Annotated in this window: 10 protein-coding genes; 5 read left to right on the forward strand and 5 right to left on the reverse strand. The window is 62.9% G+C overall.

Going from position 1 to position 15,894, the window contains the following annotated elements; all coding sequences use genetic code 11:
* Nucleotide 1: 1 nt before the first annotated feature.
* Nucleotides 2-1,951, reverse strand: coding sequence for a TRAP transporter permease (locus AAFP32_RS05525; RefSeq protein WP_350270956.1), 1,950 nt, complete (start codon nucleotides 1,949-1,951; stop codon nucleotides 2-4).
* Between AAFP32_RS05525 and AAFP32_RS05530 the strand changes: the two genes are divergently transcribed.
* From AAFP32_RS05530 to AAFP32_RS05540, 3 genes are all read left to right on the forward strand, one after another.
* Complete coding sequence (locus AAFP32_RS05530; protein WP_350270957.1) at nucleotides 1,911-3,341, forward strand: TAXI family TRAP transporter solute-binding subunit; 1,431 nt, start codon at nucleotides 1,911-1,913, stop codon at nucleotides 3,339-3,341. The genes AAFP32_RS05525 and AAFP32_RS05530 overlap by 41 nt on opposite strands.
* A 186-nt stretch (nucleotides 3,342-3,527) precedes the next feature.
* Nucleotides 3,528-4,442, forward strand: coding sequence for a LysR family transcriptional regulator (locus tag AAFP32_RS05535; protein ID WP_350270958.1), 915 nt, complete (start codon nucleotides 3,528-3,530; stop codon nucleotides 4,440-4,442).
* Nucleotides 4,443-5,079: 637 nt separating this feature from the next.
* On the forward strand, nucleotides 5,080-6,657 hold the full coding sequence (locus tag AAFP32_RS05540; protein ID WP_350270959.1) for a BCCT family transporter: 1,578 nt from the start codon (nucleotides 5,080-5,082) through the stop codon (nucleotides 6,655-6,657).
* 26 nt (nucleotides 6,658-6,683) lie between these two features.
* On the opposite strand, the gene AAFP32_RS05545 is transcribed toward AAFP32_RS05540, so the two are convergent.
* The 4 genes from AAFP32_RS05545 to AAFP32_RS05560 all read right to left on the reverse strand — a co-directional run bounded on the left by AAFP32_RS05545 (nucleotide 6,684) and on the right by AAFP32_RS05560 (nucleotide 11,469).
* Nucleotides 6,684-7,409, reverse strand: a complete 726-nt coding sequence (locus AAFP32_RS05545) for a DeoR/GlpR family DNA-binding transcription regulator (protein WP_350270960.1) — start codon at nucleotides 7,407-7,409, stop codon at nucleotides 6,684-6,686.
* Between the two features lie 10 nt (nucleotides 7,410-7,419).
* Nucleotides 7,420-8,463 carry a 4-hydroxythreonine-4-phosphate dehydrogenase PdxA gene (pdxA, locus tag AAFP32_RS05550; RefSeq protein ID WP_350270961.1) on the reverse strand — a complete coding sequence of 348 codons (1,044 nt, stop codon included), beginning with the start codon at nucleotides 8,461-8,463 and terminating at the stop codon, nucleotides 7,420-7,422.
* Nucleotides 8,464-8,548: 85 nt separating this feature from the next.
* Nucleotides 8,549-9,970: a four-carbon acid sugar kinase family protein gene (locus tag AAFP32_RS05555; RefSeq protein WP_350270962.1), complete on the reverse strand. Its 1,422-nt coding sequence runs from the start codon at nucleotides 9,968-9,970 to the stop codon at nucleotides 8,549-8,551.
* Nucleotides 9,967-11,469: a GntP family permease gene (locus AAFP32_RS05560; protein WP_350270963.1), complete on the reverse strand. Its 1,503-nt coding sequence runs from the start codon at nucleotides 11,467-11,469 to the stop codon at nucleotides 9,967-9,969. The genes AAFP32_RS05555 and AAFP32_RS05560 overlap by 4 nt, the downstream gene beginning before the upstream one ends.
* Before the next feature lie 216 nt (nucleotides 11,470-11,685).
* On the opposite strand from AAFP32_RS05560, the gene AAFP32_RS05565 reads away from it, so the two are divergent.
* Nucleotides 11,686-13,800 carry a heavy metal translocating P-type ATPase gene (locus tag AAFP32_RS05565; RefSeq protein ID WP_350270964.1) on the forward strand — a complete coding sequence of 705 codons (2,115 nt, stop codon included), beginning with the start codon at nucleotides 11,686-11,688 and terminating at the stop codon, nucleotides 13,798-13,800.
* Nucleotides 13,801-13,999: 199 nt separating this feature from the next.
* Nucleotides 14,000-15,589 (forward strand): acetolactate synthase large subunit, encoded by a 1,590-nt coding sequence (locus AAFP32_RS05570; RefSeq protein WP_350270965.1) that lies wholly within the window; start codon nucleotides 14,000-14,002, stop codon nucleotides 15,587-15,589.
* Nucleotides 15,590-15,894: the final 305 nt, after the last annotated feature.

Below are 15,894 nucleotides of genomic sequence, written 5' to 3' on the forward strand. Positions count from 1 at the left end.
GCTATCTCTCCGCAAATGCTGACTCTTCTGACTGAGCGTCTTTGCTGATTGAGAGCGGAGTATATTCGCCCCCACGGTTCCAAAAACGGGAGATGAGGAAGCAAGCAGATCCGAGGACGACCCCGATGAGCGCGAAGACGAGCTCTGGCGCAAAGCTGAGCAGTCCGGCCACGACGAGGAGTGCGCGCATCACCCAGTTTGGGCGCCGTCCGACGATGACCAGCCAGCCTTCGAATGCGCAGCCGAGGAAGAAGACTCCGATGACTGCGAGGATAAAGGTTGCGAGGACTTCGGGCAGGGGAGCCTGTGCTACGAGCGCGGGATTGAGTGCGAAGGCGAATGGGACCACGTACTTCACGGCGCCCAGGCGCATAGCGGTCAGTGAGGCCTGCATCGGTGGCGTTCCGGCGATGTTCGCTGCGGCGAAAGACGCGAGAGCAACCGGCGGAGTGATGTATGAGACCGTCGCCCAGTAGATGACGAAGAGATGGCCCGCGATTGGATTGACACCCAGGTCCACGAGTGCCGGGGCCATGACAATAGCCAGGAAGACGTAGACCGCAGACACGGTCATACCCATGCCGAGGACGAACGACGTGATCGCAGCGGCGATCAGGACCAGGATGAGGTTACCGGAGAACGCATTGACGAGTTCACGAGCCAGCGACAGGCTCACGCCGGTCATCGACAATCCGCCGACGATGAGCCCGACGCCGGCGATGATACCGAGGATTTCTGCGATTGTTTTGCCAGAGCTGTAGAGGAATTCGCTGAACCCTTTGAGCCGCATGCGGTGCTTCTTGGAGAATACCGCGACGACGAGGAGGAACCCGACAATCCAGTACGGCGCTTGGCTTTCATTCTTCTGCACAACCAAGAGAAGGACCAGGCCGAGGAGTGCTGCCAGATAGGCCCACCCGAAAACGATGACTTTGCCGACATTGGGAAGAAGGTTCTTCGCGACCCCCTTGAGTCCTGACTTCGCGGAATAGGCGTCAGCCTGGACGAAGATCCCGATGTAGTAGAGGAGTGCCGGGATGACAGCGGCGAGGGCGATCTGTCCGTAGGGGACACCGACGAAGGAGACCATGAGGAAGGCCGCAGTGCCCATGATCGGCGGCATGATCGTGCCGCCGGTTGCAGCTGTTGCCTCAATGCCCGCGGCGTAACGTCCGCTGAAGCCTGCCTTCTTCATCGCCGGGATCGTCATCGGACCGGTGGTGAGCACATTGGAGACGGCAGATCCGCTCATCATTCCCATGAATGCCGAAGAGATGACCGAGACTTTGGCCGAGCCGCCGCGGTAACGACCGAAGAGCCCCATTGCCAGCTCGTAGAAGAATGTCGCACCACCGGAATGCTGGAGTGCGACTCCGAAGAGCAGGAAGCCGATGAGGATCGTGGCACCGGTCTGCAGCGGTAGGCCGAGGATCGAATCGACTCCCATGGCGTGGATCTGAGCTGCGGTCTTGATGTCGAAGGGGATGCCCTGGAGGAACGAGATCGGGATGTATCCCGTGAAGATCGGGTACAGGGAGAAGACCAAGGCGATGATCGTGACCACGAGTCCCGCCGTGCGGCGCAAGGCTTCGAGCACGATGAACCAGAAGACGAATGACAGCACCGAGGCAGTGGGCACTGGGGCGTAGTCCCACCCTAGGGTCACGATGTTCTCTGCATTGACGCAAAAGTAGACGCACGTGGCGAGGGTGATCACGATCAGCGCGATGTCATAGATGGGAATTGGTCGCTCATCCTGCGTCTTCTTCGCCGGAAAGACGATGAAGACTATGGGGAGGAACGAAGCGAGAACTGCGTACATGTACGCGTTCTTCAGCAGGGAGATTCCGCCCGGGTTCCAGAAGAACGCCTGATTCATCGCTATCAGCACTCCGATCACGGTGAGCGTGATGACGGTGGCTTTCCAGAAAGGGGTGATTCGGACGTTCATTGTCGTTCCTCAGCTGATTCGCGGCCTGTGCACTGGCGGTGTCGTGGTGTGGTTTTTGGTCCGTCGGCGCGAACGTCTGCACTTCTTCCTTGAAAGTTGCGGACGTGCCCGGCCGGATAGTGTGCTTTGTTGCATATATTACCTAAATGACAATAATCTAGGTTCATATATTCTGCAATACGTGTCAGCGGAACGTTCGTGCCTGCAATTCTGCGGCTTCGTTCGTGCCACTGAGAACGACACCGTGATCCATGCCGATGTGGAAGGCCGAACAATGAAGTTTCGCGCATTACTCGCAAGTCTCCTCGCTCTTACGCTGGCCCTGAGCGCCTGCACACCGCCGACCAAGACGGTGAATGGGATTCGAGATCCGTTGGTCTTCGCCACTTATGGCACTGGAACGTCGACCTATGCGGACTTGGCTGCAGTCACTGATGCGGTGTCGACCGATACCGAGGCTCGACTGCGCATCATCACGTCGGACACCGCTATCGGCCGACTGGCACCGATGAAAGCAGGAATCGCCCAGATGGGTCGACTCGGTGATGAGTACATCTTCGGCTTTGAAGGTCAGAACGAGTTCGCAAGCGAGAACTGGGGGCCACAGGACCTTCGGGTTGTCTGGGCGCCGCTGTCGCCGCACTCGCTGCTGACGCGAAAATCCGACCAGATAAAGACCCCCGCCGATCTCAAGGGCAGGAAGATCCCCAATGTCACGGCAAACCCCTCGGTGAACGGGAAGATCGAGGCTTATCTCGCGTATGCGGGTCTGACCTTGGACGATGTGGAACTCGTCGACGTTGCGTATTCGGAGCAGCCGGCGGCGCTTGAGTCCGGGCAGATCGACGCTCTCTATCAGCAGGTCTATGGGTCATCGCTCTTCGAGCTCGAGTCGAAGTTCGACGTCAGCTGGATTGAACTCGATCCCAAAGACAAAGCGGGAATCGAGCGAGTGCACGAGCTGGCACCACAACTCAATATCCTGCCGTTCGAAGATGCCCCAGGGCAAGAAGACGGCACCAGCACACATGGTTTCGTCTACACGTTGCCGATATCCACGTATGCAGATGCTTCTGAGGACGAGGTGTACAAGCTGGTGAGCTCGATGGCATCGACGTTCCCGAAGTTCGAATCGTCAACTCTCAATACGCCGCGGTGGAATCCCGACGATGTTGAGACCATGCCTCGAGTCATTCCCTTCCACCCGGGCACAATCGCTTGGCTCAAGGAGAATGGTCAGTGGACGGACGAGGCGCAGAAGCGCAACGACGAGCTGATCGAACGAGGTGAGCAGCTTCGCACAGAATGGAATAAGTTCATGGATACCAAACCGAAGAAGGACGACATTCCCGAGAAATGGAGCGCGTGGAAGGGCTCGGCCGATCTGTAGGAAGCGAGGCTGAAGACGGTCTAGAATGTGAGACCACCAGCCAACCAGGTGCGGATCCACAGCTTTCGAGCCGCATGCCAGACTGATCGCTGCAGCGATAACCTGCGTTTCGCAACGCAACAGACGTCATTGTGAGGGAATGCTCTTGCTCAAGCCAGTGAGCATGAGCCGTGTGGAAGGTGATGAGTGGAAGTTCAACAGGCGCGCGTGTTCATGGCTCTCGCGGAGGAGCTGCATTTCGGCCGCGCTGCGCAACGTCTGGGAATGGGGCAGTCGCTGTTGAGTCGGATGATTCGGCAACTCGAAGATGAGCTCGGCGCCACACTGTTCCAGCGGACTACTCGCAACGTGCGCCTTGCGCCGGCCGGGTTGGCGCTTTTCGAGCCAGCTCGACAGATGATCGGTCTGCAGCGGGTGGCGATCGATTCGGTGAAGCGCGCGGCGGCTGGAGAAGTTGGGCAATTGGACTTTGGGTTTGCCCGCTCGTCGTCGCGTGGAATTGCTGCATCATTGGTGGCGGCGGCCTATGAAGACCATCCCGGCATCACGTTCGGCATCGAGTCAAATGTCTTCGCCGACGAGGGACTGACCCGGTTGGCTGATGGGAGTCTCGATCTTGCTCTTGTGAGGTGGACACGGCAACCGCCGACGATTGCGGGACGGGCTGTGCTGATCGAACACCCCGTCGTCACCCTGCCTGACTCGCATCGTCTTGCCCGGAGGAAACTCCTTCGCGTCGACGAACTGGCCAATGAGGACCTGCTCTCCCTTCCGGCGAACCCGAACTCGACGCTTCGCGAGACGACTAACCGACTGTGCCATAACGCAGGCTTTTCGCCTCGAGTGATTCTGGAGCTTCCTGACGCGCAGACGATCTCTGCGCTGATCGCAGCGGGCATGGGACTGACGATCACCTTTGACTCGGTTGCAACATCCATGCGCGAACCCGGCACTGTGACAATTCCGCTCGACGTTGTGGGCGAGGCGTCGGTGGTGTACCTTGCACATCTGCGGACTCATGGAAGTGCGTCCTTGTCTGCCGTGTTGGCAATTGCTGAGACCGTTCTGCCGACGGTGAGCAGTACCAGTGAAAGAACTTGACTGAGTTGTTGGCTGTCGTGGCCAAGAACAGAGCTCGGGCCCGCTGGAAATCCAGCAGGCCCGAACCGTGCGGCGATGCGCCCTTGGTCTCCTTCATGAACCGAATGGCGATCAAGCTGACCATACAGGCGCCCATCACGAAATAGGCAGGCACGATCGTGTTCCCCGTGGCGGCGATGACCGCGTCTTTGGTCGAGCGCATCCAACCGAACGGAACGAGGATCATCGTGAACGCCTGGGCCAGGAACATCACCGTCAGCGAGGCGTTCGAGTTCATGCCGGCCGGGCCCTGCAGATAGGTGGACATGCAGGACAGCAGCGTGTAGTTGACGACGCGGACTGCGGCAACCACGCCACCGAGGAGGAGGAGCTGCCTCCAGTGCCCGGTGAACAGATTGCGGAAGACCTGCACCGCGTCCCTTCGGCAATGAGTGGGATATCACGATGTATTCCGTGTAGGCAAGGTACCGTTCAAGGCCTTCAGGCACTAAAGTGGGTCGCTGCGAAATCTGACAGAACGATCGACGGCAACAAGTGGCTCCACCTCGAGCATTCGATGTGATGGAGTCCGGAAGGCAGCAGACACATGGACGAGACCAGGGATCAATCAGGATCAGTCAGACAGGAGACGCCGCCGATGACGGGCAGCGCCGATGTCGACGCGGACGGGGACCCCGAACCGAGGTCGGGCGAGGCGTCTGAAACAAAATTGAGTCACCGCATCGACCTGCCGGTGGCTGGCACCAGCGTCGGCATCCTTGCCGCCTTCGTCGCACTCGCCCTCATCATTCCCGACACGATGTCCTCGTGGGTCGGGACCGCATTCACCGCCTGCGCGAACATCTTCGGCATGTACTGGCAGATTCTCCTGCTGGCCACGTTCCTCATCGCACTCGTCCTCATCTTCACCCCATGGGCCAAGGCACGGCTGGGCAACCAGGCACGCCCGGACTTCAAGCGCTTCAGCTGGGTCGCCATGATCATGACGACTCTGCTCGCTGCAGGAGGAGTATTCTGGGCGGCGGCAGAGCCGATGTATCACTATGCGACGACTCCGCCGCACTTCACCGACGACGGAGGCAGCGCCGTCGATGCGGTGGCTGCCGCTCTGGCCACGAGCTTCATCGACTGGGGCTTCCTCGCTTGGGCGATCCTCGGCTCACTCGGCGCCATCGTGATGATGCGCGCGGCAGAGAAGGGCATGCCCCTGCGGCCACGCAGTCTCCTGTACCCGGTGCTGGGCAAGCGCGCTGCCACCGGACCGATCGCCGCAATCGTCGACGTCGTGTGTGTCATCTCGGTGGCCGCGGGAACGATCGGGCCGGTCGGATTCCTCGGCATGCAGGTCTCCTATGGACTCCACTCCCTGTTCGGCATCCCTGATGTCTATGGCGTGCAGCTCGTCGTGATCGCAGTGCTCACCGCCATCGCCGGCGTCAGCGTCTTCTCCGGTGTCAGCCGAGGAATCCGCTTCCTCAGCAGCGCTAACGTCTGGATTGCCTTGGCGCTCATGGCCGCGGTGCTCGCGCTGGGCTCGGCATGGTTTGTGATCAAGAGCTACTTCAGCGGCTTCGCCTTGTACATGACCGACTTCTTCAGCATGACGCTCTACCGCGGTGACACCGAATGGCTCTCGGGCTGGACAGTGTTCTTCTTCGGTTGGTTCCTCGGCTATGCCCCGCTGATGGCGATCTTCGTCGCCCGCATCTCGAAGGGACGAACCGTGCGGGACCTGCTCATCAGCACCACTGTGCTGCCTCCCATCGCCACGACATTCTGGTTCGCTGTTCTCGGTGGCACCGGCATCTTCCTCGAACAGAAATCCGCTGGATCCATCTCCGGACCGCTGTCGGATGGGGGACTGCCGGCCGCTGTCATGGCCATCAGTGACAATCTTCCGTTGTCGCTGATCATCAGCATCGGTTTCCTGATTCTCACCATGACCTTCGTAGCCACGACCACGGACTCCATGTCGTTCGCGATGTCGCAGTCGTGCATGACCAGCGGTGAACCCTCGCCGAAGCTGCGGGCCACATGGGCTCTGCTCATCGGTGTCACCGCTGCCGTGCTCATCAGTTTGGGAGATGGCGGGGTCGACGCACTGCAGTCCGCGATCGTCATCACCGCAGTGCCGGTGGGCTTCGTCATGCTGCCCTCGCTGTTCGCAGCGCCGGTCTATGTCAGGCAGATGGCCAAGGAACAGAACCTGGTCTGATCGTCAGCGGCACTGTGAGCTGAGGCTCAACGCTGTGTGTGGGGTCCGTGCTCATCGATCCACACCCAGCCGTTGGGCAACGGCGCCCACGCAGCCACCTGGCGGGCCGCCTTGGAGCTGTCGGCGAGGACGACGACCATGCGAGCATGGTCGGAGATGAGCTCCTTGGTCCGAGCCTCGTCCAAGGTCGGCTCGCCCAGACCCCTCGTCGTATCCACCGCGTCAGCCCCCAACAGGGCCAGATCGACGTGGATCCGGCTGAGAGCATGATCGCTGAAGGCCCCGGTCGTCCCATGGGACTTGGCTGAGACGCGGCCCCCGACCATGATCACTTCAGGACCGGTCGGATGGGCCAGCGTCTGGGCGACCTCGAGTCCGCGCGTGTAGACAGTGAGATCCTGTCGTTCACGGATGCGCTGGGCCACCCGGACCGTGGTCGACCCGGCATCGAGGAAAACGGTGCGCACGCTCTGATCGCCGAGGTAGTCCATCGCGGCCGTGGCAATTGTGTCCTTGGCCTCGGCGTTGGCCTCCATGCGCTGACCCAGCGGAGGTTCGATGTAGCCGGCGGCGGTGGCACCGCCGATCGTGCGGATGACTTCGCCCGTGACCGACATCTCGCGCAGGTCCCGTCGGATCGTCGACTCCGAGGTGTTCAGCTCGGTTGCCAAGCGGCCGATGGTCCACGAACCGGTCGCCAGCAGCGACTGGATGTCATCACGACGCTTCTGCGTTCGGGTGCGGATTGCCATAGTGAGAATCCTACTTCGGCAGGTACTCCGCGCGGATGCCGTCGACGAATGGTGCGTAGCCGATGGCTGCGGTATAGGCCGAGCGCATGGTGCCGGCATCGGCAATGCCCTGGCCTGCGATGTCGAAGGCGGTTCCGTGATCGACCGAGGTGCGCAGGATCGGCAGCCCGACGGTGACGGAGATCGTGCCATCGAAGTCGAAGGTCTTCGAGGCGATGTGACCCTGGTCGTGGTACTGGGAGAGGATCCCGTCGAAGCGGCCGGACAGTCCCTGGTGGAACACCGAGTCGGCTGGGATCGGCCCGGCGACCTCGAGACCGGAGTCGACGACGCGCTCCACAGCGGGAGACAGGATCTCGATCTCCTCGTCGCCGAAGGCACCGTTCTCCCCGCCGTGTGGGTTGAGCGCGGCGACGGCCAACCTCGGCGAGGCCACACCGTAGAGCTGCAGGGCACGGTGTGCGCGTTCGATCGAATCGACCTGAGTGTCGACGGTGAGTGCGTCGATGGCCTTGCGCAGCGACATGTGGCGAGTGGCGAAGAAGATCTGGAGCTTGTGCTCGGGGACCTTCGTGTTCTCGACGACGAACATCGTGTCCTGCTTGGTCACGCCGGTGAGTTCGCCGAGCATCTCCGTGTGGCCCAGGTGAGCAGACCCCGACTTCCAGACGGCTTCCTTGTTGATGGGGCCGGTGACGATGCCGGCGATCTCACGGTCCATCGCGGCCTTGGTGGCGACCTCGATCGCGGTCACGGCGGCCTGGCCGGCGCGGGCATCGACGACACCCCAGTCGGGCAGATCGTCGCCGAGCACTCCGATGTCGAAGACGTCGATGACACCCTGCCCGGCGGACGGCGTCGACCAGTCGGTGATCGGCCGCAGCTCGACGTCAAGGCCGAGTACGTCAACGGCCCGCGTCATCACGGCCAAGTCGGCCACGGCGACACCGTGCTGGTCGTCGCGACCGGAGAACTCGGCGAGCACCGTCGCGGTGATCTCGGGGCCGATGCCCACCGGGTCGCCCACGGTCATGGCGAGTACGGGTGCGGTCATGTCAGTCTCCTCAACATTGCGTTTTCTGGGGTCACGCGCACGATGTACGCGAACATCTGGGTGGGGTCCGGCTTCGTGCACGTCCTCATGAGCGCCCGTTCCGTGCGGCCTTTTGGAGGTGGTCCAAGCACAGTGCCGTCGTGTCTGAGTCCCCGATGAGCCCGCCCTTGGTCACGATCGGCAGGCCTGCTGCCGTTCCGCCGACGATGCGACCGCCGACTGCCAGGGGGATGATCTCGGCCTCGATCTCCATGCCGATGGCATCGACCTCTCGCAGCACCGCTGCCGTGACATCACCGCCGGTCGTGTAGAGGCCCGCGACGGAGGGGACGGGCGAAGCCATCACCTCGGCGGTGGTCTGGGCCAGCCTGCGTGGGATGATCTCGGACTGCTCGTCGGTGAGCTCGAGGAGATCGGAGGCATCGACGACGGTGGCGAGAATGATCGCCTGCACCGATCCGAGCTGCGCCGAGGCGACTGCGCGGACCTGCTCGACCGTGGCGGCGACATCGGGCAGGGCGTCGGCATCGTTGATGGTTCGCAGCACCGTGATCGTGGGATCGTCGTCGAGTTTGGCCAGCTGCGCCCGAGTGATCTCGGTCGCCGAACCGGAGACCCCGAGGATGATCCCGGTCTCGCGAGCCGGCAGGAGCGCCCGAGCCAGGGCCAGACTGCCCGGGCCGGGATCGATGGACACCCATTCGAGGCGCTCACCGTGGCGCAGATTCGCATGCAGGCGAGCATTCTCACCAGGAGCACCGGCGGGAGTTGACGCGACCTCACGGCTGAGGTCGACGACGGTGGCCGCGATGAGGTTGATGTGCTCATTCGTCATGGCGTCGGCGACGATGACCTCGGCGCCGGCTGCGATGGCGCTGACAACGTCGGCGCGGATCGCGTGTTTGCCATCCAGCACTGTCGAAAGCTCGATGGTGTGACACTTGAGATCGGTGTTGAGACGCAGAATGTCCTCGACGACCGAGGTGGTCATGGGCGAGCGGACGTCATGGGCCAGTTCCGTGTGTTCGAGCAGCTGACCGTTGAGCAGCTGCCGCCCGCCGACCGTGACCCGACCGGAGGATGGGAAGGCGGGAAGGCACAGCCCCATCACTCGGCTCGGCCCTGATTCGGACGCCAGGGATTGACGGGCGCGCAGGGCCGCCTCGGCGGTGGGGCCGACATTGCCACGCAGGGTCGTGTCGATCCGACACGACACGAGATCGACGGGCCCCGCGATGCGGACGAGGGCATCGGTGAGGCTGGCGGCTTCGGCGGGATCCATGTGCCGGGAGTTCGCGTTGACGACGACGGTGTCATAGTCGTCGAGCATCCCATCGAGGCTGACCGAGTCACTGCCGCCCGTGCCGGTGATCGTCATCGTGCGCAGGCCTGCCTCGGCGAAGAGGGCACCGCAGGCATTGCCGCCGGTGAGGTCGTCGGCAAGGATGAGGATCCGTGGGCCGGACTGAGGCAAGCCGGGGTCTGCGGCCGAGTTCTGCTGGCTCATACGATCAAGTCGAGCACGAACAGGAGCGGAAGGGAACAGATCCAGACGGCCGTTGTGATGCCCGACCAGCCCTTGATCGCACCGATGCCGTCGAGGCCGGCGAACCGGGTGACGACCCAGAAGTACGAGTCGTTGAAGTAGGAGAAGACCATCGAGCCTGCAGTGCAGGCCATGACTGCCACGAGCGGGCTCAGACCCAGGGGCGCGACCAATGGTGCGGTGACCGAAGCCGCGGTGATCATCGCGACGGTTCCCGAACCCTGAGCCAGGCGCACGAGCGAGGCGATGAGGAACGGCACAAGGAGGGCCGGGAGGCTGATCGATGCGATCGCCTCGGCGAGAGCATCGCCGACGCCCGATTCGCGCAGTACCAGGCCGAAGCTGCCGCCGGCTCCGGTGATGAGCAGGATGAGCCCGGCGGAGGCTGCGCCGTCGGCCAGCCAGTTCTGCACCTTGTTGCGTGGGGTCACGCGGGGCAGAAGCGTGTAGACGGCGAGGACGAGACCGATGATGAGGGCGATGACCGGATTGCCGAGGAACGCCAGCGGGGCGACCCAGGCCGAGGGCTCATAGGCGTCGCCGGACAGTTCGCCCTGAGCGTTCTTGTCGATCGCGGTGGACACGGTGTTGGCAACGATGAGCAGAAGTGGGACGACGAGCGGAAGGAATCCGAGGAAGGCACCCGGCTTCTTCGCTGAGGTGGATCCGTCGTTTCCGGCAGCGACGCCGGCTGCGTCGGCGGGCGAGTTGTCGGTCGCAGAGCTTTGGTCTGCGGTGGAGGCATCGCCGGTGAGGGTATCGACGCTGCCGCTGGTCGAGTGCACATCCGCGGAGGCAGTTGTCACCGAACCGTAGACATCGTGCTTGACGGCCGCGTTGAGGACGGGTTCGAGCTTCGGCCCGATCCAGCGGGCGTAGATGACGACGACGGGCAGGAGGCAGATGGTGAAGACAACGCCGGCGAGGATGACGGAGCCGATGTCGGCGCCGAGGATCCCGGTCGCGGCCAGTGGGCCTGGAGTCGGTGGCACCATGTGGTGGGTCAGCGTCATGCCGCAGCCCAGGGCGAGTGCAAGTGTGACGTAGCCGCCCCTCTTCACGCGAGCTATGGAGCGGGCCAGAGGATTCATGATGACGTAGCCGGAGTCGCAGAAGACCGGAATGGAGACAAGCGAACCGACGGTGCCCATGGCCCAAGGTTCGCGACCCTTGCCGAAGGCGCTCAAAAAGGCTCGGGCCAGGGAGTCGGCGGCGCCGGAGACTTCGAGGATCTTGCCGATTCCAACGCCCAGTCCGATGACGATGCCGATGCTGGCCAGGGTGTCGCCGAAGCCGGTGGTGATGGAGTCGACGATTGAAAGCAGGTCCTGACCGGCGACGATGCCGGTGACGACCGATGCCAGGAGAAGTGCGATGAAGGCGTCGAGTCGGGTCGCCAAGACGATGACGACGATCGTCGCGATCCCGGCGACAAGCGCCACGATGAGTTGCAGGTCCATGAGGTCCTCCGCAGTGAGGCCGACTCAGTCGTGGAGTCGGGGTTGAGCCGATCCGGTTCCCTGTGAACCGAATGTGAAGTTGAACAGCTTGAGCAAGTATTGCGCATAGATGCTCAAGTATGCAATGTGTGGCCGAGGCAGCTACATGCGTCGCGGCCTGACGTTGCGACGACTATTGCTATTGGCTTATACCCTATAGGGGTATATCCTGTTGAGATGGAAGCACAGAACGAACATCAGCACCGCAATGGTCATGTGGACGTCGACGGTCACGCCGAGCACAGTGGCCACGAAGGCCACGAAGGCCACGAAGACCACGAAGGCCACGGCGGGCACGCGGGCCATGGCGACCATGCCGCTCAATTCCGTCGCCTGTTCTGGATCATGCTGGTCATGGCGATTCCGGTCATCGTCTTCAGTCCCATGTTCGGCCACCTCGTTGGTTATGAGGTTCCGGAGAGCGGCATCCTCGGCTGGCTGCGGTGGCTCTCGCCGATCCTCGGTACTGTCATGTACTTCTGGGGCGGAAGGCCGTTCTTGGCCGGCGGGCTGAGCGAGATGAAGGACCGCAACCCGGGCATGATGCTCCTCATCGCCCTGGCCATCACGGTCGCCTTCCTGTCCTCCTGGGGGTCCTCGCTGGGGATCCTCGATGCCGAACTCGACTTCTGGTGGGAACTGGCTCTGCTCGTCGTCATCATGCTGGCCGGGCACTGGCTGGAGATGCGATCTCTGGCGCAGACTTCGTCGGCACTCGACAGCCTGGCGGCGCTCCTGCCCGATGAGGCGGAGACGATCGTCGACGGAGAAGCTGTGATGGTCGACCCGGCCGACCTCAGCCTCGGCGACACTGTCGTGGTCCGTCCTGGTTCTGCGGTTCCTGCTGACGGTCGGGTCATAGACGGCTCGGCCAGCATGGACGAGTCCATGGTCACGGGCGAATCGACGACCGTCCGCCGCTCGGTGGGGGACACTGTCGTGGCAGGCACTGTCGCCACAGATTCCGGCCTGCGCCTCGAAATCACGGCCACGGGCGATGACACTGCACTCGCTGGCATTCAGAAGCTTGTCGCCGAGGCTCAGAACTCGACATCGCGGGCACAGCGCATCGCCGACAGGGCCTCCGCATGGCTGTTCTGGTTCGCCCTCGGTTCCGCCGTGATCACCGCGATCGTGTGGTCTCTGGTGGGGTTGCCGGATTCGGCGGTCGTGCGCACCATCACCGTCCTCGTCATCGCCTGTCCCCACGCCCTGGGCCTGGCCATCCCGCTCGTCGTGTCCATCGCCACCGAGAGAGCCGCCCGCGCGGGCGTCCTCATCAAGGACCGGCTGGCGCTGGAGACGATGCGCTCTGTTGACTCGGTGCTTTTCGATAAGACCGGCACCCTGACCAAGGGCGAACCGACAGTCACTGCGGTCGAAGTCACGACCACGAACTACACCGAGGATGAGACCCTTGCGCTCGCCGCAGCTGCTGAGGCCGATAGCGAGCACCCCCTGGCGCGAGCTATCGTCCGCGCCGCCCAGGGCCGTGGCCTCGACATCGCGCGGGGCCAGGGCTTCTCGTCCTCCCCGGCCGTCGGAGTCAAGGCCGAGGTCGACGGCGCCAAGGTGGCCGTGGGCGGGCCGAATCTGCTCAGCGAATATGACGTGGGCGAAGCTGCCATTGCTGAGCAGTGGAGCGAGGAAGGCGCCATCATCCTTCACGTCCTCGTCGACGGAGATGTCATCGGAGCGCTCAAGCTGGCAGACGAGATCCGTCCCGAGTCCAGTAGAGCAGTCGATGCGCTGCACCAGCGCGGGGTGCAGGTCGTCATGATCACCGGTGACGCCGAGGCGGTTGCGCAGACTGTGGCCTCAGAACTCGGCATCGACCGTGTCTTCGCCGGAGTCCATCCTGCTGACAAGGCTGCGAAGGTCGCCGAACTGCAGGGGGAGGGCCGAAAGGTCGCCATGGTCGGTGATGGAGTCAACGACGCGCCCGCATTGGCTGCCGCAGATGTCGGCATCGCCATCGGAGCTGGAACCGATGTGGCCATTGGTTCGGCGGGAGTGATCCTCGCCTCCGATGACCCGCGTTCCGTGCTCTCGGTCATCGAGCTCTCTCGAGCCACATACCGGAAGATGAAGCAGAACCTGTGGTGGGCGGCCGGCTACAACCTCATCTCCGTGCCGCTGGCCGCTGGTGTCCTAGCGCCTATCGGGTTCGTGCTGCCGATGAGTGTGGGCGCGATCCTTATGTCGATCTCGACGGTTGTGGTTGCGCTCAACGCCCAGCTGCTGCGCAGGCTGGACCTGCGACCGGAGGCATCTGCCTCAGCCGCGCGGTGAATTGCGGTGTGGAACAGGTCGACGCCCGGCTGTGGTCGACGCCGGGCAGTTTGGCGGCGTCACCGGGAGGGCAAGGGGAATATTCCCGTCCACCCACCCAGACAGTCCAGCGGCAGATCCGTGGGGTGTGATACGACAGAGGAAACTGCTGTCCATTGTGGCCCGAGACCACCATGGCGACGTCAAAGGAGATGATGGCATGAATGGTGCCCAGAGCCTGCTGGAGACACTTGGTCACAACGGAATCGAGGTCTGCTTCGCCAACCCCGGCACCTCGGAGATGCACTTCGTGGCGGCCCTTGACCGGCAGCCCCACGTCCGTGGCGTCCTCGGCCTGTTCGAAGGAGTCGTCACCGGGGCCGCCGACGGCTACTCACGGATGCTCGACAAGCCTGCGGCCACACTGCTGCACCTGGGACCGGGTGCCGCCAACGGCCTCTCGAGTCTCCACAACGCACTGCGGGCTCGCACCTCGATGGTCAACATCATCGGCGATCATGCCGGCTACCACCGGAGCCTCGACGCACCGCTGACCTCTGACATCGAGGGGGCACTCCGGCCCTTCAGCAACTGGGTGCGTACCTCACCATCGGCGAACTCCATCGCCAAGGACGCCGCGGATGCCATCGGCTACAGCCTCTCAGGGCAGATCAGCTCGCTCATTCTCCCCGCCGACACCGCGTGGAACAACGCGGATCAGTACACCCAGCCACCGAACGCGGTCGTACCCAGTTCAGTGTCGATCAATCCGGTCGACGTTGACGCGGCCGCTGCACGCCTGAGAGTTTCCGGTCCCCGTACTGCCATCCTCCTCGGCGGACGTGCCCTGCGTACCTCGCAGCTCGAGGCCGCCGCTCGAATTGCTGAGGCGACCGGTGCGACGTTGCTGGCGGAGACGTTTGCCGCACGGACCGAACGAGGGGCTGGCCGGCCCTCGGTGACAAAGATCCCGTATCCGGTCGAACCATCTGTCGAGCTCCTGCAGAACTTCGACGCCCTCATCTTCGTTGATGCGAAACCACCTGTCGCCTTCTTCGCCTACCCCGACAAGCCGAGCGTGCTCACCGCACCAGGCACCACCTTCTTCACGCTCAGTCCCATCGGCGCCGATTCGCTGCGGGCACTTGAGGACCTTGACGAGGCGGTCGGGGCAGGGTCGGCAGGCAACCACCTCGCCGAGGCGGTAGGCAGTTCACGTGGTCGTTCGTCCTTGCTCGCGGAGTTGGCTCCGGCTCCTGTTCCCAGCGGCACTATCACTTCGGCGAAGCTCGCCGCGTGGCTCTCGGGTGCCATTCCTGAGAATGCGATCGTCCTCGACGAATCCATCACCACAGGGTGGGACTTCTATGCTCAGACGGCGCAGTCACAGCCCCACGACTACCTCGGCGGCACCGGTGGGTCCATCGGCTGGGCACTGCCGGTGGGTGCTGGGGCTGCGATCTCGAGCCCCGACAGGAAGATCATCGTCTTAGAATCCGACGGCTCGGGTATGTACAACCCACAGTCTCTGTGGACTTACGCGCGGGAGCAGCTCGACATCGTCGTCCTCATCTTCGCCAACCGGAAATATCAGATTCTGCGCAATGAGATGTCCAATGTCGGCGTTCCCGACTTCGGACCGAAGGCCGAGTCGCTGCTCGACATCGGCAACCCGGCCATCGACTGGGTCTCCCTCTCCCACGGGATGGGCGTGCCAGCGACACGAGTCGGGACCATCGAAGAGCTTGATCGCGATTTCCGTGCGGGCTTGGCCGATTCGGGGCCGCGGCTCATTGAAGTACTCGTCTGAGGAGGGCCGGATCCCGTCCACGGTGACGGCTGGACCGGCTTCGATCCGTGCGGAAAACCATTCCTAGTGGTCAGTCGAATGTCTTTCCCGCTTGTGACTCATCGATAGCCTCATGTGAGCCGTCTGGATTCCGATAGAGCTTCACTCCTTCGTGCATCGCAGTAGACTGCATCCGCGCTTCTGAGCTGTCTTCGGTGTACCCGACTTTCTGTCCCTGGCCGATGTTCACGCTTGTGAATCGCTTGGCCCAGCGGCTGAACCGATTGGTGGATTTGTGTGAATTCTTCACTTCTGCGTTCATGATG

The sequence above is a fragment of the Brevibacterium sp. CBA3109 genome, assembly GCF_040256645.1.
GTDB classification, from domain to species: domain Bacteria; phylum Actinomycetota; class Actinomycetes; order Actinomycetales; family Brevibacteriaceae; genus Brevibacterium; species Brevibacterium koreense.